We start from the raw sequence: 19717 nt of genomic DNA on the forward strand, positions 1-19717 counted from the left end.
GCGACAGCTCGAATCCGCGCCCATCGCACCCCTTGACGCGTCATAGGAGCGTCCCTATCGGCGTGCTGAATTGAATCGCCAGCTAGATGCCGCATCGCTCGCACCGCCGCATCGCTCGCACTACCGCAACGCGTGCCGGCCCTCGTCGTCGCGGCGGGTGCGGCCCTGTCTCGCGAGGTACTCCAGCAGCGGGACGGCGACGCGGCGGGTGGTGCCCAGCGCCTGGCGCGCTTCGGAGAGCGTGAACGGCGACGGCAGGTCCGCCAGCCGCGCCACGGCCACCTCCGCCGCGTCCGGCGCGAGGTAGATCCCGTCGCCGACCTTGAGCAGCGCCCCCGCCTTCACCGCCGCGCCGAGCTCGCGGGTGCGCAGGCCCAGCTCCGCGAGCCGTCCGGCTTCCGGGGCCGAGAACGGGGCCGAGGCCAGGTCGGAGCGGACGGACGCCACCGCCGCGCGCACGGCGTCGGGCAGCCCCCCGGCCTCGCGCGGCCGGATCCGTCCGCCCGCCGCCACCAGCGACGACGCCCCGGGCTCGGCGAGCACGAGGTCGAGCAGGCGAGGATCGGGCAGGTCGAGGGCCTGCGCGGCGGCCTTCGCCGGCAGGCCCGCGTCGAGCGGATGCTCGGCGGTGTGCGCCTCCACCGCCTCGACCAGGCGTGACGCCAACGTCGGCAACCACGAGGGATCGACCAACCACCCCGCGGCCCCGGGCACGTCGTCGGGGACCACAGCCCCCAGCGCCACCAGCTCCTCGCGCTTCATCAGCCGCCGGCGCGCCAGCTCCCCGTGCGCGTCCGGCGCCCCGTCCGTGGCCGCCAGCTCCTCGGCGCGCACGCGCGCCGCACCCCGCCGCCGCAGCGCGGGCGGGCGGACGTCGAGCACCGTCACCCCGCCCAGCACCCGGTGCGCCCCTGGATCGCGCAGCAGCGCGTGGTCACCGGGGCGCAGCGGCAGCGGCTCGCGCAGGGTCAGCCGCACGGTCCGGGTGACGTCCGCCGTGACATCCGCCGTGACGTCCGCCGTGACGTCCGCCCCGGACACCGACAACGGCCGCACCCGCGCCGCCACCGCCGCCGATCCGACGTGCAGCATCACCTGCCGCGGGAGGTCGACCGCCGCCGACGAGCCCCGCGGCGGCCCCACCCGCACGTCGACGACGTCGCTGCGCAACCAGCGACCGGGCGTCGTCAGCGCATCGCCGCGCCCCACCTCGTCGAGCCCGACACCCCGCAGGTTCAGCGCCACCCGCGCCACCGCGCGCACCGGGTCGACCGACTCGCCCAGCGCCTGCAGCCCGCGCACGGACACGACCCGCGAGCCCAGCGCCAGCTCGTCGCCCACCCGCACCGTCCCGGCGCCGAGGGTCCCGGTGACGACCGTGCCCGCGCCCCGCACCGTGAACGCGCGGTCGACCCACAGGCGCACGTCCGCGTCGACGTCGGGCCGGGGGAGACCGCCGACCAGGGACGACAGCGCGGAACGGAGATGATCGAGGCCGAACCCGGTCGCCCCCGACACGCACACCGCCGGCAGCCGCCCCAGCGACGACTCCCCGAGGTGCTCCAGCGCCTCGTCCCGCGCCAGCTCCGGATCGGCGAGGTCGCTGCGGGTGACCACGAGCAGGCCGTCGCGCACCCCGAGCGCGTCGAGCGCGTCGAGGTGCTCGGTCGACTGCGGCATCCAGCCCGAATCGGCCGCGACGACGAACATCGTCGCCGGCACCGGCCCGACACCGGCGAGCATCTGCGTCACGAACCGCTCGTGCCCCGGGACGTCGACGAACGCGACCGGCTCGTCGTCCCCGGGCAGCGTCGTCCACGCGAACCCGAGGTCGATCGTCATACCCCGCCGGCGCTCCTCGGCCCAGCGGTCGGGCTCCATCCCGGTCAGCGCGCGGACCAGCGTCGACTTCCCGTGGTCGACGTGCCCGGCGGTGGCGACGACCCTCACGCCAGCGCCGCCCGCACCGCCGCCACCAGCCGCGCGTCGTCCTCCGGCGGCACCGAGCGCAGATCGAGCACGCACCGGCCCTGCTCCACCCGCGCCACGACGGGGTCGGCGCCGAGACGCAACGTCGCGGCCAGCGACGACGGCAGCGCCACCCCGGCGCTGGGCAGCTCCACCCCGGGCGCGCCGCCCCCGCCGACCTGCGCGACGCAGTCGACGGCCTCCGCCGGCGGACCGACGACAGAGACGATGTCCGAGGACCGGGACCGCAACGAGCCCACCGGCGTCTCGAGCAGCGCCCGCACCGGAGGCACCGGCCCGCGCAGCGTCGCCTCCAGCGCGGCCAGCGTCAGCTTGTCGACGCGCAGCGCCCGCGCCAGGGGGTGGCGACGCAGCCGGTGCACGAGGTCGGCGTCGCCGAGCAGCAGCCCGGCCTGCGGGCCCCCGAGCAGCTTGTCGCCCGACGCCGTGACCAGCGACGCCCCGGCGCGCAGCTCCGTCGCCGCGTCGGGCTCGTCGGGCAGCAGCGGGTGCGGGGCGAGCAGGCCGGAGCCGATGTCCGAGACCACCGGCACGCCGAGGTCCGTCAGCTCCGACACCGGCACCGACGACGTGAACCCCGTGACGACGAAGTTCGAGGGGTGGACCTTGAGGATCATCCCCGTGTCGGGTCCGACCGCGTCCGCGTAGTCCGCGCGGTGCACGCGGTTGGTGGTGCCGACCTCGCGCAGGCGGGCGCCGGTCGACTCGAGGAGGTCGGGCAGCCGGAACCCGTCGCCGATCTCGACCATCTCGCCGCGCGCGATGACGATCTCCCGGCGGCCCCGACCGGTCGAGCTCCGCTCTGCGTCGTCTCCCGCCGCCAGCGCCGTCGCCGCCAGGATCAGCGCCGCCGCCCCGTTGTTGGTGACGTGCACGCCCCCGGCGTCCGGCACCGCCGCCGCCAGCGCCGCCAGCGCGCCCGCACCCCGGCGACCCCGGCCCCCCGAGACGAGGTCCAGCTCGACGTCCGTCGTCCCCGCCGCGACGCCCAGCGCGTCCCGCGCGGCCGGCGACAGGGGCGCGCGGCCCAGGTTCGTGTGCAGGAGCACCCCGGTGGCGTTGACGACCGACCGGAGGGACGCCGCGGTCAGCGGCAGCGTCGCGAACACCTCGTCCGCCACCGCCTCCGGCGTGATCTCCCCGGCCCGCGCCCGGCCCTGCGCCGCGACGACGACCTCCTTCACCCGCGCCCGCCCCAGCGTCGCGAGCGCCGGCTCCAGCCGGGCGTCGGCCAGCACCGCGTCCGTGCGCGGCACGCGCCGCCGCGGGTCGTCGTTCACCGGGCCATTGTGCGCTGCGCGACGGCGCTCAGAGACCGACGGCCCATGCCCCCACCGACGTCAGCACGCCGACGCCGACGACCACCCCGGTCACCGCCACCAGCAGCGTGCGCGGGAAGGCGTTCCGCACCATGAGCAGCGACGGCAGGCTCAGCGCGGGCAACGTCACGAGCAGCGCGGCCGCGAGCGGTCCGGACACCCCGACGGCGAGCAGCGCGGCGACGACGGCGACCTCCGCGCCGGTCGGGATCGGCAGCAGCGTGCCGGCGACGGCCAGGACCACGACGCCCAGCACGACCGCCGTGCCGGTCAGCCAGGACGCCCCGACCGGGAACAGCACCCCGCGGAACGCGCCGAGCGCGACCACGAGCAGCAGGTACTCGGGCAGGAGGCGGACCGACAGCCCGCCCAGGGCGGCGAGGAAGCGCACGAGCAACGGCCGGTCGTCGGCCGGGGACTCGTCCTCGACGGGGACGGCCACGACGGCCGCGGACGGCGACCGCCCCGCCCACCACCGACCCAGCGCCACGGCCGCGACGACGACGGCCACACCCGCGAGAGCGCGCAGCACCGTCCACTCCCACGGCAGCACGAACGCGCAGAAGGCCAGCACCACCGGGTTCAGCGCCGGGTTCCCGAGCCAGTAGGCCAGCGTCGCGGTCAGCCCGGCGGCCCGCCGGCGCAGCCCGACCGCGAGCGGTGCCGCGCAGCACGAGCACATCATCGAGGGCACCGCGAGGACGCTGCCCCGCACGCCGCCGGTGAAGATCCGCGCGAGCCACTCCCGGGGCAGCGCGGTCTGCACCGCCGCCGCCAGTACGAGCCCGACGACGAGCGCCGGCCAGATCGCGAGGAAGTACGTGCCCGCGAAGCGCAGGCCCGCGGACAGCGACACCCCGGGCGGCGCCGGCTCGCCGCCGGTGAGGATCGACGGCCCCAGCGAGTGCGAGCCGGCGACCGACGGCACCTTCACCCAGTACGGCGCCCACTTCGCCCACAGCAGCCCGCCGACGACGAGCACGCCGAACCCCAGCGCCACCGCCCACGGCGGCGGCCCGGTCCGGCGCACCCCGACCTGAGCGTCAGCCACGGCCACCGATCGTCACACGACCGTGCCCCCCGCGCCTCGTGAGCACTTTCCGGGCCTACAGCCCCGGAAAGTACGCACAGAGGTCAGGCGAAGGTGCGGTCCGGCGGGGTCGGGTAGCCGGTCTCGGTCGAGGCCCGGCGCTGCGCGATCCGCTCGCGCTGCGGCACGACGATGTGCGCCGGGTCGTTGGCCGACGCGATGCCTGCGTCGAACACGCCGAAACGGGTCAGCGCCGAGCCCGCCATCAGCGCGAGCCCCGACAGGGCCGCCGACCAGCGACGACGCCGCCCCAGCAGCGTCCCGACGGCCCCGGCCGCGAGGCATGCCTTCGACGCGCGCATGAGCGTATGGGCGCGGCCCTTCCGGTAGACGTCGCCGAGCAGCCCGAGCTTGCGCTCCATGTACTCGCCCGCCGCGAGCTCCACCGCCGCGCCCGCCACGGCCAGGCGCGCGGCCGGCACGTTGTCGCGCACCGATGCCCCGACCAGGCCCATCCCGCCGCCGGCGGCCGCCGCGCTGCCGGCGAACACGATGGGCAGCTCGCGGTGCGCCTCGTGCCAGGTCGGCACGGCGGTGTTGGAGAACAGCACCGCGGTGTAGGTGCCGAGCGCCGGCCCGATCACCGCGGCCGCGGCGCCCGAGACGTCGCCGGCGCGCCGGAAGAGCCCCGTCACCTCGGACGCCGCCGTCGCGGCCGCGAACGTCGCGAACGGCGAGAGGATCCAGGTGCCCACCGACAGCGGCGACGTCGGCTTGAACACCCGCAGCATGTGCAGGAAGCGCGTCGGGCGGTGCAGGTCGTGGATGAGGAAGAACGTCCCGCCGACCGCGCCACCCGCGGCCGCGAGCCGTCCGGTGCGCCGCAGCGTGGGGCGGTCGGTCGCCCCGCCCAGCGCCCCGAGCCCGGCCGACGTCGCCGCCAGCCCGCCGAGGAACAGGTACAGCGGGACGTCCGGGTTCTTCCACACCGGCGCCTTGATGATCGGGCGGCCGTAGTACGAGCGGAAGTCGGCCTCGGGCACCTGGAGCTGCTCGCCGCGACCGCCCCGCCGCGGCTTCACGGCGTCGTGGTCGACCCGGTTCCGCTCCGGCATCTCCGCCGGGTTCGCGTCGGTCACCGTCGACCCCCCGTGAAGAACGCCGCCACGACCGCCGCGCCCAGCCCGACCGCGGTCAGCGCCGCGTTCCGCCACATCTCGGGCAGGTCGCGGGTGGTGACGATCGGGTCCGGCGGCAGGCCGTACACCTCCGGCTCGTCGAGCAGCAGGAAGAACGCCCCGTCGCCGCCGACGCCGTCGTCGGGGTCGCGCCCGTAGAGCCGCGCCTCGTCGACGCCCCGGCCGTGCAGCTCAGCGAGCCGCGCGTCGGCGGCCGCCTGGAGCTCGTCGAGGTCACCGAACTGGATGGAGTTCGTCGGGCACGCCTTCGCGCACGCCGGCTCCAGGCCCTCACCGAGCCGGTCGTAGCACAGCGTGCACTTGTGGGCGCCGCCGTCGCTCTCGCGCACGTCGATGACGCCGTACGGGCACGACGGGACGCAGTAGCCGCAGCCGTTGCAGATGTCGTCCTGCACGACGACGGTGCCGTACTCGGTGCGGAACAGCGCCCCGGTCGGGCAGACGTCCAGGCAGCCGGCGTGGGTGCAGTGCTTGCAGACGTCCGACGACATCAGCCAGCGCACGTCACGCTCGTCGTCCGGGGTCTGCTGGCCGTGCGCGCCCGAGTCGGGCAGCAGGGCGAGGAGGTCGACGGTGCCGCCGTCCGGCGGGGCCGTCGCGGCGTCACGGGGAGGGGCGCCGCCGAGCGCCGGCAGCCCCGTCGGCAGGTGCCCCGTCGTCGCCGTGCCGTGCGGTCGCACGTCCTCGATGAACGCGACGTGCCGCCACGTCGAGGCGCCGAGGTCGCCGGTGTTGTCGTACGACATGCCGGTCAGGCGGTAGAGGTCGGAGGCGTCGGTGCCGTCGTCGGGCACCAGGTTCCACTCCTTGCACGCCACCTCGCAGGCCTTGCAGCCGATGCACACCGAGGTGTCGGTGAAGAAGCCGACCCGCTTGGGGTGCTCGGCCGACCAGCCCGCGTCGGTCGAGGGGTCGGGCAGCGGCCCCGACAGCGAGGTCGCCGCGCCGGAGAAGGCGTCCCACAGCTTCGTCACGTGATGCCTCCCGGCTCGACGCCCGCCTTGCGCCGGTAGGACTCGACGAAGTCGAGCAGCGCGGGCCCGCGGGGCCGGCGCCCGGGCTGGATGTCGCAGGTCGCCACCTTGGACTCCTGGATGTGGACGTTCGGGTCCATGACGACGCCGAGCAGGTCGTTCGCCGGGTCGCCGACGGACAGTCCGTTCGACCCCCAGTGGTAGGGCAGGCCGATCTGGTGGACGACCTGGTCCCCGATCCGCAGCGGTTTCATCCGCTCGGTGACGAGCACGCGCGCCTCGATCGCGGTCCGCGCCGAGATCAGCGTGGCGTACCCGAGGTGCTCGAGGTTCCGCTCCCGGGCCAGCGCGGGGGAGACCTCGCAGAAGAACTCCGGCTGGAGCTCGGAGAGGTAGCCGAGGAACCGGCTCATGCCGCCCGCGGTGTGGTGCTCGGTGAGCCGGTAGGTGAGGAAGACGTACGGATACGTCTCCGACATCGCCGGGTTCAGCCGGTTCCAGGCGCGGTCGATGTCCTCGCGCGCCGGGTTGTCCTGCTGGTCGTGCAGCAGGTTGGCCACCGGCGACTCGACGGGCTCGTAGTGCGTGGGCATCGGGCCGTCGGCGAGCCCGGTCGGCGCGTAGAGCCACGCCTTCCCGTTCGCCTGCATGATGAACGCGTCGGTGCCGGACAGCGCGTCCTCGGCCACGGCGTCCTCGGGCGGCCGGTACGACGGCGCCTTGGTGGCCTCGAAGTCGGGGATGTCGTGCCCCGTCCACTTCTCGGCCTCCGCGTCCCACCACACGTAGGCCTTGCGCTCGCTCCACGGCTTGCCGTCGGCGTCGGCGGAGGCCCGGTTGTAGAGCGTGCGGCGGTTCGCCGGCCACGCCCAGCCCCACTCCGGCGCGACCCAGGTCTGCTCCGACCCGGGCTTGCGCCGGTCGGCCTGGTTGACGCCGTCGGCGTAGACGCCGGTGTAGATCCAGCACCCGCCCGACGTCGACCCGTCCGCCTTCATCTGCGTGTAGCTCGACAGGTGCTCGCCATCGGCGTCGTAGCCGTTGATCTCGGCGAGCACCGACTGCGGGTTGGGCTCCTCGTGCACGCCGAACGTGTCGTAGTCCCACGTGAGGTCGAGGATCGGGCGGTCGCGGTCGTCGGTCGACCCGGCCAGCTTCTCCCGGATCCGCTTCCCGAGGTGGAAGTAGAAGTGCAGCTCGGAGCGCGCGTCACCCGGCGGGTGCACCGCCTCGCGGCGCCACTGCAGCAGCCGCTGGGTGTTGGTGAACGTGCCGGACTTCTCGGTGTGGTTCGCGCACGGCAGGAAGAACACCTCGGTGCCGATGTCCTCGGTGCGCAGCTCCCCGGTCTCGATCTCGGGGCCGTCCTTCCAGAACGACGCCGACTCGATCATCTGCATGTCCCGGACGACGAGCCACTCGAGGTTCGCCATCCCGAGGCGCTGCATCTTGCCGTTGGCGTGCCCCACGGCCGGGTTCTCGCCGACGAGGAAGTAGCCGAACGTCTTCTTGTCGATCTGGTCGCGGACGATCCCGTACGTGCCGTGGTTGCCGGTCAGCCGCGGCAGGTAGCCGAACGCGAAGTCGTTCTCCGGCGTCGCCGCGTCGCCCCACCACGCCTTGAGCAGGCTGACCAGGTAGGCGTCCATGTGACCCCAGAACCCGGTCTTGGCCGCGTCCGCGTCGAGGAAGCTCTGCAGGTCGGAGTGCAGATGCGCGTTGGGCATGGGGATGTAGCCCGGCAGCAGGTCGTACAGCGTCGGGATGTCGGTCGACCCCTGGATCGACGCGTGCCCGCGCAGCGCGAGGATGCCGCCGCCCGGACGTCCCATGTTGCCCAGCAGCGTCTGCAGGATCGACGCGGCGCGGATGTACTGCGCGCCGACGGTGTGGTGCGTCCAGCCCACCGAGTAGACCCACGCCGTCGTGCGGTCACGTCCCGAGTTCTGCGTGATCGCCCGGGCGACCTCGAGGAACTCCTCGACGCGCATGCCGCACACGCTCGCGACGGCCTCGGGCGTGTAGCGCGCGTAGTGGCGCTTGAGCACCTGGTAGACGCAGCGCGGGTGCTGCAGGGTGTCGTCGCGCTCGGGGTCGGACGGCGCGTAGGCCTGGTCGCCGACGCCGCCCGCGGTGTCCGACGTGAACGCCGCGTGCTCCTCGCGGAGCTCGGGCTCCCAGTGGTCGCGCATGCCGGCGGCCGGCGCCTCGTAGGCGCCGTCCATCTGCCAGGAGATCGGGTCGTAGCGCCCGGTCTCGGCGTCGTATCCGGAGAACACGCCCTCGACGTCGGCGTCGGCGAAGTCCTCACCGACCAGCTCCGCGGCGTTCGTGAACGCCATGACGTACTCGCGGAAGTCGAGCTCGTGCTCCAGCACGTGGTGGATCAGCCCGCCGAGGAACGCGATGTCCGCGCCCGCCCGGAACGGGACGTGCAGGTCGGCGACCGCGCTGGTGCGCGTGAAGCGGGGGTCGACGTGGATGACCTTCGCGCCGCGGGCTTTCGCCTCCATCACCCACTGGAAGCCCACGGGGTGGGCCTCCGCCATGTTCGAGCCCTCGATGACGATGCAGTCGGAGAACTGCAGGTCCTGCTGGAAGTTCGAGGCCCCTCCGCGGCCGAAGCTGGTCCCCAGACCGGGGACGGTGGCGCTGTGTCAAATGCGCGCCTGGTTCTCCACCTGGATCGCGCCGAGCGCCATGAACAGCTTCTTGATGAGGTAGTTCTCCTCGTTGTCCAGCGTCGCGCCGCCCAGGCTCGAGAAGCCCAGCGTGCGCCGCAGGACGCGGCCCTCGTCGTCGGTGTCCTGCCAGCCCTTGCGACGGGCGTCGAGGACCCGGTCGGCGATCATGTCGACCGCCGTGTCGAGGTCGAGGTCCTCCCACTCGGTGCCGTACGGGCGCCGGTACTTCACGGTCGTCACCCGCGACGGCGAGGTGACCAGCGACGTCGACGCCGACCCCTTGGGGCACAGCCGCCCGCGCGAGACGGGGGAGTCGGGGTCGCCCTCGATCTGGGTCACGCGCCCGTCGCGGACGTAGATGTTCTGCCCGCAGCCCACCGCGCAGTAGGGGCACACCGACTTGACGACCTCGTCGGCGTCCTGCGTGCGCGGCGCCAGCGCCTGCGTGCGCGGCGACTCGACGGCCGTGCCGCGGCCGAGCGGATCGGCGCCGGTCGCCTGCCGGAACATCGGCCACTCGCCCAACCAGGTGCGCACGCCCATGCAGGAGCTCCTCGTGCTGTGGTGGTGGCCTCGGGCACGGCGTCTGGACCCGGGGGAGTTGGCGGAGGCGGACGGGAATCGAACCCGCCTGGCCGAGATACCCGGCCACTACGGTGTTGAAGACCGCGGGGGCCACCAGGCACCCTGACGCCTCCGCGGGCGAGCCTAGGCGCGGCCTCCCGGGGACGCAGGGTGGGGCCGGGCGCGTCGGGGAACAGGACCCGACATGTGGACCGCGAGCGACACCCGCCTGGTGGTGACGGCCGCGGCCGTGGTCGTGCTGGTGATCGTCCTGATCACCTCGCGCCTGCGGCTGCACGCGTTCCCGGCGCTGATGGTGGGGTCGCTGGTGCTCGGCCTCGCCGCAGGCCTCGGGCCCGAGGGCACCGTCGAGTCGTTCACCGACGGCGTCGGCAGCACCCTCGGCGACGTCGGGATCGTGCTCGGCCTCGGCACGATGCTCGGCAAGCTGCTCGCCGACTCCGGTGGCGCCGACCTGCTCGCCGAGACGATCCTGCGCCGCTCGAGCTACGGCAGGTTGCCGTGGGCCGTCGCGGGGCTCGCGATGGTGCTCGGCATCCCGCTGTTCTTCGAGATCGGCGTCGTGCTCGTCCTGCCCGTCGTGTTCGTGGTGGCGGTGCGGATGCTGCCGGCGGACGCGGTCGACGGCCGCGACGAGCAGGGACGCTCCGCGATCCTGCGCGTCGGCATCCCCGCGCTGGCCGGCCTGTCGGTGCTGCACGCCTTCGTGCCGCCGCACCCCGGCCCGCTCGTGGCCGTCGACGCCCTGGGCGCCGACCTCGGCCTCACCCTGCTCGTCGGCCTCGTCCTCGCGATCCCGACCGTCGCCGTCGCCGGGCCGCTGTTCGCGAACTACGCCTCGCGCTGGGCGACCGCCTCGCCCCCGCCCGGTCTCGTCGCGGTCACCGACACCGTCACCGCGCCCGATCCCGACCGAACGGCCCCTCCGGTCGACACGGCCGGCGAGGGGAGCCCCTCGCCGGAACCCGGGCCCGGCGAGGACGACCGGAGGGGCCCTGCGGTCGGTACCGGCACGACCACCCGCCCGCGCCCCGGCCTCGTGGCCACGCTCGTGACGATCCTGCTGCCCGTCGCACTCATGCTCCTGCGCACCGTCGCCGACGTCGCGCTCCCCGACGGCGGCGTGAAGAGCGTCGCCGAGTTCCTCGGCGAGCCGGTGGTGGCCCTGCTGCTCGCGCTGCTGCTGGCTCTGTGGACCTTCGGCTTCCGCCGGGGCCTGACCGGCTCCGAGGTGTCCTCGCTCGCCGCCGCCGGCCTCGTGCCCGCCGCGTCGATCCTGCTGATCATCGGGGCCGGCGGCGGGTTCAAGCAGGTCCTCATCGACTCCGGTATCGGCGACGCCCTGGCCAAGGCGGTCGCGGGAGCAGGCATCCCGGTGCTCCTGCTCGCCTGGTTCGTCGCCGTGGTCATCCGCCTCGCCACGGGGTCGGCCACCGTCGCCACCGTGACCGCGGCCGGGATCGTCGCGCCGGTGCTCGCCGTCGACCCGACGGTCAACCCGGTGCTCGTCGTGCTCGCCATCGGCGCCGGCTCGGTGTTCTTCTCGCACGTCAACGACGCCGGGTTCTGGCTGGTCCGCGAGTACTTCGGCATGTCGGTGCGCGACACGTTCCGCACCTGGTCGGTGATGGAGACGATCGTCTCGGTGATGGGCCTGATCGTCGTGCTGCTCGCGAGCCTGGTCCTGTGACGCCCGACCTCGTCCTCGGTGTCGACATCGGCACCACGGCCACCAAGGCCGTCGCGTTCTCCGTCGACGGAGACGACCCCGTCGTTGCCGGCCACGGCGAGGCCCCCCACCACCTCGACGAGCCCGAGCCCGGCGCCGCGGTCCAGGACCCCGAGGCGCTGTACGAGGCGGTGGGCGACGCGGTCCGCGACGCCGTCGCCGACCTCGACCCCGCCCGCGTCGCGGCGCTGTCGTTCAGCTCGGCGATGCACGGGCTGCTCGCCCTCGACGCGGACGGCGACCCGATCGGACCGCTGATCACCTGGGCCGACAGCCGCGCGCGCGACACCGCCCGCGAGCTGCGCGCCCGCGACGGCGCCGGCGGGGCGCTCGCCCTCCACCGGCGGACCGGCACCCCCGTGCACCCCATGAGCCCGCTGGTGAAGCTCGCCTGGCTGCGCCGCGCCCGCCCCAGCCTGCACGCCGCCGCGCACACCTGGGGCGGGATCAAGGAGTTCGTGCTGGCCCGGGCCACCGGCGCCCGCGTCGCCGACACCTCGTGCGCCTCGGGCACCGGCCTGCTCGACCTCGCCACCGGCACCTGGGACCCCGAGGCCCTCCGGATCGCCGGCATCACCGCCGCCGCGCTGGGCGAGCCCGTCGCCCCGAACGCCGTCGTCGGGCGGCTGCGCGACCGCGGCTGGGGCCTGCCCACCGGCGTCCCCGTCGTCGCCGGGGGCGGCGACGGCCCGCTCGCGAACCTCGGCGTCGGCGCCGTCCGCCCCGGCGTCGCCGCGTGCTCGATCGGCACCAGCGGGGCGCTGCGCGTCACCGTCGAACGCCCCGCCGTCGACCCCCGCGGGCGCGTGTTCTGCTACGGCCTCGCCGACGAGCGCTGGGCCGTCGGCGGGGCGATCACCAACGGCGGGCTGGTCCTCGACTGGGCGCACGAGACCCTCAACCGCGACGTCGACGCCCTGCTCGCCGCCGCGGCCGAGGTCCCCGCCGGCGCCGACGGCCTCCTCGCCCTGCCGCACCTGCTGCCTGAACGCGCCCCGCACTGGGACCTCGGCGGCGCCGGCGCGCTGGTCGGCCTGCACCGGCGCCACACCGCCGGGCACGTCACGCGCGCCCTGCTCGAGGGCGTCTGCCTGCAGCTGCGCCTCGTGCTGGACGCGATGCGCGAGGCCGACCTCGCCGTGCACGAGGTGCGCGCCACCGGCGGCTTCGCGCGCAGCACGCTCTGGCGGCAGATGCTCACCGACGCCCTCGACCTGCCCGTCGGCTTCCCGACCGTCGACCAGGGTTCGGCCTTCGGTGCCGCGCTGCTGGGGATGCAGGGCGTCGGCCTGCTCCCGCCGGGTCCCGACGCGCTGGTCGCCGCGGCCGAGCGGATCCCCCTCGGCGAGACGCTGCACCCGGGCGCCGACGCCGCGGTCTACGCCGCCCGCCTGCCGCTGTTCGAGCAGGCGCACGACGTCCTCGCCGGGGTGAACGTCTAGTCGTCGGCGGCGTCCGCCACCGCCTCCAGCTCCACCAGCGCCTCCTCGAGGTAGCCGAGCAGGTGCTGCAGGTGCGGCACCGCCCGGCGGTCGCCGGTCACGCCGATCTCCATGTCGTCCGCGTAGGACATGACCGTGATGTTGAGCGCCTGCCCGTCGAGCGGCACCGAGATCGGGTAGATGCCGTCGAGCTTCGCGCCCTCCCAGTACAGCGGGTCCTTCGGGCCGGGCACGTTGGAGATGATCAGGTTGAAGCCCTGGTTGATCGCCGACGAGCCCGGGACCAGCCCCAACCCGATCGGGGCGGCGACGACGGCCGAGAGCGCCGCGATCGTCATCGGGTCGCGGCCCTGCAGGTTCTCCTTGGCCGCGAGCCCCGACTGCCGGATCTTCCTCAGCCGCTCGGCGGGGTCCGGCTCGTCGGTCGCCAGGTTCACGAGGATCGCGCCGAGCGCGTTGCCGGAACCGGAGTCCTCGAGCGCGACGGGCAGGGCGGCCACCAGCGGCTTCTCGGGCAGCCCGTCGTGGGCCTCGAGGTAGCGCCGCAGCGCGCCCGCGCTCATCGCGAGCATGACGTCGTTGACCGTCGTCCCGGTGCGCTCGCGGACCCGCTGGATCCGCTTGAGCGGCCACGACTGCGCCGCGAACCGCCGCGCCCCGGTGATCGGGACGTTGAGCATCGACGGCGGCGCCTCGAACGGCAGCGCCAGGTCGTGCTCGACGAGCCCGCGGTACAGCGACCCCGCCAGCGCCGGGCCCACGTTGAGGGACTGGCCGACGGTCTCGGCGAGCGTGCCCGCGGTGCGCAGCGCGCCGCCGACGTACTCGCGCGCGGCACCGAGCGCCCCCGTCGGCGCGGGCGCCTTCTCGCCCACCGGGCGGCTCTCGCGGCCCGGGCGCGGGTCGACCGCCCAGAACGGCGCCATGTCGCGCTTCTCGGGGTCGGTGCTCAGCGCCTTCTCGAGGTGCCGCATCGCGCGGACCCCGTCCATCATCGCGTGGTGGATCTTGCCGTAGACGGCGAAGCGGTCGCCCTCCACGCCCTCGATGAGGTGGAACTCCCACAGCGGGCGGTGCCGGTCGAGCAGGCTGCCGTGCAGCCGGGACACGAGCTCGAGCAGCTCGCGGATGCGTCCCGGACGGGGCAGCGCGGAGAGCCGCACGTGGTACTCGATGTCGATGTCGTCGTCGTTCACCCAGGCCCACTGGCCCAGCGTCGACAGCCCGCGGGTCGCCCGGCGCCGGAACAGCGGCGCGACCTCGACGTCACCGGAGACGAGCGTGCGGTGCAGGTCGGCGAGGAAGTCCGGACCGGAGCCCTCGGGCCGGTCGAACAGCATGAGCGACCCGACGTGGGTCGGCCGCTCCCGCGACTCCGCCAGCAGGAACATCGCGTCCCGGAACGACATCGTCGCCACTTCGGCACCCCTCCCGACCTCTGGCACGCCCCGCCGAACGTGTCTGCGCCAGTGTGACCTACTCGTGAGTCACTGTCGCGGGGGCCACACGCCCCGGACGCCGTCTACGCGTCGCCGTCCCGACGGGCGCGCTTGCCCCGGGCGATCTCGGTGCCGAGGGCGTCGAGGCGCTGCTCCCAGAAGTGCCGGAACGGCGCGAGCCACCCGTCGACCTCGCGCAGCCCGCCGGCGTCGACGGAGTACAGCCGCCGCGTGCCCTCGGCGCGCACCGACGCCAGCCCGTTCTCGCGCAGGACGCGCAGGTGCTGCGACACCCCGGGCTGCGAGATGCCGAACTCCGCGCGGATGTGGTCGACGACGGCCCCCGACGCCAGCTCGCCGTCGGCGAGGAGCTCGAGGATCCGCCGGCGGACGGGGTCGCCGAGCACGTCCATCGCGTGCATGCGTCCGACTCTATAAGCCGCGGCTACTGGACGAGGGAGGAGCGACGACTTCCGTGGAAACGCTTCGATCTCCGAAGCGTCTCCGGCGACGAGAGTCAATCCTCCCCGAGCAGGCCCGCCGCGATCGCCCGCGCTCGGCGGACGCGCTCCAGATCTCCCTCGAGCCCGCCGCGCACCATCGCACCCTCGAGCAGCAGTGACAGGTGCTCGGCGAGTGCGTCGGCGTCCTCGCGCGGCGCCAGCGCCTCCCGCAACAGGTCCTCGACCTCGGCCTTGTGCCCCGCGACCAGGGCCCGGCCGGGGTCGTCGGTGGGCAGCTCGCCCGCCGCGTTGAGCAGCCCGCAGCCGCGGAAGTCGCCGCCCTCCGCGTGCTCGAGGTACGCGTCGAAGACGGCGAGCGCGCGTGGGCCGGGACCCTCGGTGCGGCGGCGGTACAGGGCGAGGAACTCCTGCTGGCGCTGGTCGAGGTACGCCGCGACGAGCTCCGCCTTCGACCGGAAGTTGTTGTACAGGCTCATCTTGGCGACGCCCGCGTCGCCGGTGATCACATCGATGCCCGTCGCCGTCACGCCCTGCGCGTAGAAGCGCGCCGACGCCGCGGCCAGCAGCCTCGCTCGAGCCGAGCCCCGTCCCACCATGCTGGGTAGACTAGTCTACCCAGCATGAGCTTCCTCGATCGGCAGGTCCTCGTCGACGGCGTCCGCCTCGCCTACCGCGACCGCGGCGAGGGCGACCCCGTCGTCTTCGTGCACGGCACGCCCTCGTACTCCCACGAGTGGCGCCACGTCGTGCCGCACGTCGAGGCCGCCGGCCATCGGGTGATCACCTACGACCTCCTCGGCTACGGCGACTCCGAGCGCCCGCTCGACCGCGACACCTCCGTCGGCGCGCAGACCGACCTCCTGCTCGCGCTGCTCGACGAGCTGGGCGTCGAGAACCCCACCCTGATCACCCACGACATCGGCGGGGCGATCGGCCAGCGCGTCGCCGTCCTGCACCCCGGCAGGATCCGGCGCCTCATGCTGATCGACACCGTCAGCTACGACTCATGGCCGTCGGCGACCTGGCAGGAGATCATCCGGGCCCGCCTCGACAGCTACGCGAGCATGTCGGCGGCGGACTTCGAGGCGATGCTGACCCGCCAGCTCACGATGACCGTCGCCGACGAGGCCGTCATGACCGGCGACGACCTGCGCGCCTTCCTGGCGCCGCACCGCACCGCCGTCGGGCGGACGTCCTTCTTCGAGCACCAGGTCCGCCACTACGACGCGCGCTACACGCGGGAGATCAGCGACCGGCTCGGCGAGATCGCGATCCCGGTCCGCATCGTGTGGGGACGCGAGGACCGGTGGCAGCCCGTGTCCTACGCCGAGAAGCTCGCCGCCGACATCCCCGGCGCCCTGCTCGTCGTCCTCGACGGGGCCGGGCACTTCCTCATGGAGGACGACCCGGTGCGCCTGACGCGCGAGGTGCTCGACTTCCTGGCGACCCCCTGACACTTGCCGCTTCGGCAAGAATCCTCGTCGCCTCCGCGTCGCGGGACGACCCTGACCGCATGACCGACGACGTGTTCTCCCACGACCGGGAATCCGCCCTGTGCCGGCAGCTGCTCGGCGACCGGGCGCACGGGCTCGAGACGCTCGTGGACGGGGCGCCGTGACCGAGCGTCGACGTCCGCGCGTCCCGGCGCTGATCACCCCCGCGGCGACCCCGTCACGCCGTGGCCCGCGGAGCCCGCGCGCCGAGCAGCACACCCACGCCCATCCCGGCGATGCCGAGCGCGCGGACGGCGGCCGCGACGAGCTGGAGACCCTCGGGAGCGCCCTGGGTGGCGACGACGAGCGTCACCCCCAGCGCGAGCGCGATCCCCGTCCACCGGGAGAGCACCGCCGCCCGGGCGACGGCCGCCCCGAACCAGACGCCCGCGATGAACATGATCACGCCGTGCACCGTCATCCAGACGCCGAGCTCCTCGGAGAGGGTCGCGTAGTCCGGGGTGCCCTCGACCAGGGCGTAGACGACCGTGCCGGTGAAGTAGACGTAGGCGTACGCGTACGCGACGGCCGGGATCAGCGCGCTGCGCGCGATCCGCGGCCGCTGGGCGAGGTAGAGGCCGACGACGACGGGCGGGATCGCGGCCTCGGCCACGAGGGTGAGCCAGAGCTGCCCCGACGAGAAGCCGCCCTGGGCGGCCTCGAGCAGGTCGGAGACCACGTACAGCACCGAGAAGAGCACCGCCGAGGCGCCGAGCACGGCGCGTCCGCGGGACTGCTCGATGCTGGCCGTCTCGGGCATGGCGACCTCGGCTCCGCGGTGGGTCACCCATCATCCGGGGTCGATGACCTCGGTGTCGAGGTTCGTCCGGACTGGGTGCCCCCGGCAGGACTCGAACCTGCAACCGTCGGATTAGAAGGCCGATGCGCTATCCGTTGCGCCACGGGGGCCTGGCGGGCAGCGTAGCCCGACCGGACGCCCACCCCACGACCGCGACCTACCCTGGTCGCGTGGCCACCACGACCCCTCCGCCCGCCGAGGCATCGGAGCCCGCCTCGACCGAGCGGCCCACCACGACCGGAGGCCTGTTCACCGCGCAGGTCGGCCCGCTGCTCGCCGTGGCCGCGGTGGTGGCGCTGGCCCTGAGCACGCTGTCCGGGGCCGCGTCCTTCGCGCAGCTCGGGCTGCCGGACCCCGGTCCGGTCACCGTCTACGCGCTGCCCGTGGTGCGTGCCGTGAGCCAGACGGCCGCCGCGGCGACGATCGGCTTCCTCCTGCTCGCGGCCTTCTTCACCCCGCCGGCGTCGACCGGGTGGCTGTCGGCCGACGGCTACCGGGCCGTCCGCGTGGCGTCGTGGTCCGCGGGCACGTGGTCGGTCGCCGCGCTGCTGATGATCCCGCTCAGCGCGGCCGACGCCTACGGCAGGCCGGTGTCGCAGATGCTCGACCTGCGGGTGCTCTCGGTCGCGGTCCCGGGCATCGAGACGACGACGGCCTGGGCGCTGACCGCCCTGTTCGCGTTGCTGGCGCTCGGGGTGACCCGTGTCGTGCTCGGGTGGGGTGCCGCCGTGGTCGGGTTCGGCCTGGCGCTCGCGGGCCTGCTCCCGCTCGCGCTCACCGGGCACTCGGCCGGAGGGAGCGACCACGACGTCGCCACCAACAGCCTCCTGCTGCACGTCCTCGCGGCGGCGATCTGGGTCGGGGGTCTCGTCGCGCTGGTCACCCACCTCGTCGCGGGCGGGCGGCATCCCGCCCTGGCCGCCCGGCGGTTCTCCGCGGTGGCGCTCGTCTGCTGGGTGGTGCTGGCGCTCTCCGGGGTGATCAACGCGCTCGTGCGGATCACGTGGGCGGATCTCCTGACCAGCACGTACGGCGTGCTCGTGGTCGTCAAGGCCCTCGCGCTCGTGGCGCTCGGCGCTTTCGGCGCGTGGCACCGCCGCCGTACCCTGCCCGCCCTCGCCGACGGGAGCTCCGGCGCGATCGTGCGCTTCGCCGGCCTCGAGGTGCTCCTCATGGCGGCGACGATGGGGGTCGCCGTGGCGCTCGGCCGGACGCCGCCCCCGGTGGTGCCCCCGGCGCAGCCCACCCGCATCGAGGCCCTCGTCGGCTACGCGGTCGACCAGCCGCTCACGGCCGCGGGCCTGATCGTCGAGCCGCGCTTCGACCTGATCTTCGGCACCTCGGCGTTCGTCCTCGCCGGGCTCTACCTCGCGGGCGTGCGCCGTCTCCGCCGCCGGGGCGACGGCTGGCCGGTGGGCCGGACGCTGTCCTGGCTGGGCGGCTGCCTGGTGCTCCTGGTCGCGACGTCGTCGGGCATCGGCCGCTACGCCCCGGTGATGTTCAGCGTGCACATGGGCCAGCACATGATGCTGAACATGCTGGTGCCGATCCTGCTGGTGCTCGGCGGACCGGTGACCCTCCTGCTGCGCGCCCTCCCGCCGGCCGGTGCCGGCGCACCGCCCGGGCCCCGGGAGTGGGTGCTGGCGGCCGTGCACTCGCCGGTGGCCCGGGTGCTGACCCATCCGCTGGTCGCGCTCGCGCTCTTCGTCGGCAGCTTCTACGTCCTGTACTTCTCGGGGCTGTTCGACGTCGCGCTGGAGTCGCACTGGGCGCACCTGGCGATGAACGTCCACTTCCTGCTGGTCGGCCTGATCTTCTTCTGGCCCATCGTCGGCATCGATCCGAGCCCCCGGCAGCTGCCGCCCATCGGCCGTCTCGGCCTGCTGTTCGTCGCCATCCCGCTGCACGCCTTCTTCGGGATCGCGGTGATGACCAGCGCCACGGTCATCGGCTCCGGCTTCTACCAGCAGCTCGAGATGCCGTGGATCGACCGCCTCGCCGACCAGACCGCCGGCGGCGGCCTCGCCTGGGCGACCGGTGAGGTCCCGATGCTGATCGTGCTGATCGCCCTGCTGGTGCAGTGGTCCCGCGCCGACGAGCGGACCGCGCGCCGTGAGGACCGCCGCGCGGACCGGGACGGCGACAAGGACCTCGAGGCCTACAACGCCATGCTGCGTTCACTCGCGACGACGGGGCGCCCCGGCACGTCCGGCGACCCCGACGACCCGACCGACGGCCCGGCCGCCGGCGGCGGGACCGAGAAGCCGTCCGAGCTGGGAGAACGCCGCACCTGACCCCGGGCGCGCGGGGCACTCCGGCGCATCGCGTACAGTGGTGAGGCACCCCGGGGAACGGACGCCCAACGGCGGCCGGCCGGGAGCCGACCGAGGCTTCGAGCCTCGGGTACAGTCGAACACCGGCGATCGCGCCGAGGTCTTCGGACCGAGCAGATCGCCACCGCCCGACATCGGGACGGACCGGCAGGGACCCCCCTGAAACAGTCCGCGAATCGAGTCGGGTACAGTGGAGTCACCGCGAGGAACTCGACCGGAAACGGTCGCGGCGAAGCGC

14 protein-coding genes and 2 tRNA genes are annotated in these 19717 nt (G+C 74.3%); 4 read left to right on the forward strand and 12 right to left on the reverse strand.

Translation table 11 applies throughout. The annotated features are described in order from the left end of the window. Window positions 1–120: 120 nt before the first annotated feature. From selB to WCD58_RS33345, 7 genes are all read right to left on the reverse strand, one after another. Complete coding sequence (gene selB, locus WCD58_RS33315) at window positions 121–1950, reverse strand: selenocysteine-specific translation elongation factor (RefSeq protein ID WP_337707450.1); 1830 nt, start codon at window positions 1948–1950, stop codon at window positions 121–123. Then, entirely contained in the window at window positions 1947–3269 is a 1323-nt protein-coding gene (gene selA, locus WCD58_RS33320) for an L-seryl-tRNA(Sec) selenium transferase (RefSeq protein ID WP_337707451.1), read from the reverse strand. Before selA ends, selB begins: the two co-directional genes overlap by 4 nt. A gap of 28 nt (window positions 3270–3297) precedes the next feature. Further along, entirely contained in the window at window positions 3298–4359 is a 1062-nt protein-coding gene (locus WCD58_RS33325; RefSeq protein WP_337707452.1) for a permease, read from the reverse strand. A gap of 83 nt (window positions 4360–4442) precedes the next feature. Then, window positions 4443–5477 (reverse strand): NrfD/PsrC family molybdoenzyme membrane anchor subunit, encoded by a 1035-nt coding sequence (gene nrfD / locus WCD58_RS33330; RefSeq protein ID WP_337707453.1) that lies wholly within the window; start codon window positions 5475–5477, stop codon window positions 4443–4445. Further along, a complete protein-coding gene (locus tag WCD58_RS33335) occupies window positions 5474–6511 on the reverse strand; it encodes a 4Fe-4S dicluster domain-containing protein (protein ID WP_337707454.1) in 1038 nt (345 codons plus the stop codon). The genes nrfD and WCD58_RS33335 overlap by 4 nt, the downstream gene beginning before the upstream one ends. Next, window positions 6508–9738, reverse strand: a complete 3231-nt coding sequence (gene fdh, locus WCD58_RS33340; protein WP_337707455.1) for a formate dehydrogenase — start codon at window positions 9736–9738, stop codon at window positions 6508–6510. The genes WCD58_RS33335 and fdh overlap by 4 nt, the downstream gene beginning before the upstream one ends. 59 nt (window positions 9739–9797) lie before the next feature. Beyond that, a tRNA-Sec gene (locus WCD58_RS33345) sits at window positions 9798–9893 on the reverse strand. A 71-nt stretch (window positions 9894–9964) separates the two neighbouring features. On the opposite strand from WCD58_RS33345, the gene WCD58_RS33350 reads away from it, so the two are divergent. Next, complete coding sequence (locus WCD58_RS33350) at window positions 9965–11470, forward strand: GntT/GntP/DsdX family permease (protein WP_337707456.1); 1506 nt, start codon at window positions 9965–9967, stop codon at window positions 11468–11470. Then, window positions 11467–12951 (forward strand): gluconokinase, encoded by a 1485-nt coding sequence (locus tag WCD58_RS33355; protein WP_337707457.1) that lies wholly within the window; start codon window positions 11467–11469, stop codon window positions 12949–12951. The genes WCD58_RS33350 and WCD58_RS33355 overlap by 4 nt, the downstream gene beginning before the upstream one ends. Here WCD58_RS33355 and WCD58_RS33360 read toward each other — a convergent pair. The 3 genes from WCD58_RS33360 to WCD58_RS33370 all read right to left on the reverse strand — a co-directional run bounded on the left by WCD58_RS33360 (window position 12948) and on the right by WCD58_RS33370 (window position 15450). Further along, the gene (locus WCD58_RS33360) at window positions 12948–14369 is read right to left on the reverse strand and encodes a WS/DGAT/MGAT family O-acyltransferase (protein ID WP_373696328.1); all 1422 of its coding nucleotides are present in this window, start codon (window positions 14367–14369) and stop codon (window positions 12948–12950) included. The genes WCD58_RS33355 and WCD58_RS33360 overlap by 4 nt on opposite strands. A gap of 104 nt (window positions 14370–14473) precedes the next feature. Further along, window positions 14474–14812, reverse strand: coding sequence for an ArsR/SmtB family transcription factor (locus tag WCD58_RS33365; protein WP_337707458.1), 339 nt, complete (start codon window positions 14810–14812; stop codon window positions 14474–14476). Window positions 14813–14907: 95 nt separating this feature from the next. Beyond that, window positions 14908–15450 carry a TetR/AcrR family transcriptional regulator gene (locus tag WCD58_RS33370; protein WP_337707459.1) on the reverse strand — a complete coding sequence of 181 codons (543 nt, stop codon included), beginning with the start codon at window positions 15448–15450 and terminating at the stop codon, window positions 14908–14910. A gap of 24 nt (window positions 15451–15474) precedes the next feature. Between WCD58_RS33370 and WCD58_RS33375 the strand changes: the two genes are divergently transcribed. Then, entirely contained in the window at window positions 15475–16308 is an 834-nt protein-coding gene (locus tag WCD58_RS33375) for an alpha/beta fold hydrolase (protein WP_337707460.1), read from the forward strand. A gap of 217 nt (window positions 16309–16525) precedes the next feature. Here WCD58_RS33375 and WCD58_RS33380 read toward each other — a convergent pair whose 3' ends face one another. Then, the gene (locus tag WCD58_RS33380) at window positions 16526–17134 is read right to left on the reverse strand and encodes a hypothetical protein (protein WP_337707461.1); all 609 of its coding nucleotides are present in this window, start codon (window positions 17132–17134) and stop codon (window positions 16526–16528) included. Window positions 17135–17183: 49 nt separating this feature from the next. Further along, window positions 17184–17256 (reverse strand) — tRNA-Arg (locus WCD58_RS33385). Window positions 17257–17316: 60 nt separating this feature from the next. Here WCD58_RS33385 and WCD58_RS33390 point away from each other — a divergent pair. After that, the gene (locus WCD58_RS33390; protein WP_337707462.1) at window positions 17317–19440 is read left to right on the forward strand and encodes a bifunctional copper resistance protein CopD/cytochrome c oxidase assembly protein; all 2124 of its coding nucleotides are present in this window, start codon (window positions 17317–17319) and stop codon (window positions 19438–19440) included. Window positions 19441–19717 lie beyond the last annotated feature (277 nt).

It is taken from the genome of Actinomycetospora flava (assembly GCF_037400335.1).
Taxonomy (GTDB): Bacteria; Actinomycetota; Actinomycetes; order Mycobacteriales; family Pseudonocardiaceae; genus Actinomycetospora; species Actinomycetospora flava.

What these genes read in the sequence shown, in the direction of transcription:
- WCD58_RS33375 (WP_337707460.1), top strand. Translation starts at nt 15,475, where the DNA reads ATGAGCTTCCTCGATCGGCAGGTCCTCGTCGACGGCGTCCGCCTCGCC.
- WCD58_RS33370 (WP_337707459.1), bottom strand. Translation starts at nt 15,450, where the DNA reads ATGGTGGGACGGGGCTCGGCTCGAGCGAGGCTGCTGGCCGCGGCGTCG.
- WCD58_RS33350 (WP_337707456.1), top strand. Translation starts at nt 9,965, where the DNA reads ATGTGGACCGCGAGCGACACCCGCCTGGTGGTGACGGCCGCGGCCGTG.
- WCD58_RS33365 (WP_337707458.1), bottom strand. Translation starts at nt 14,812, where the DNA reads ATGCACGCGATGGACGTGCTCGGCGACCCCGTCCGCCGGCGGATCCTC.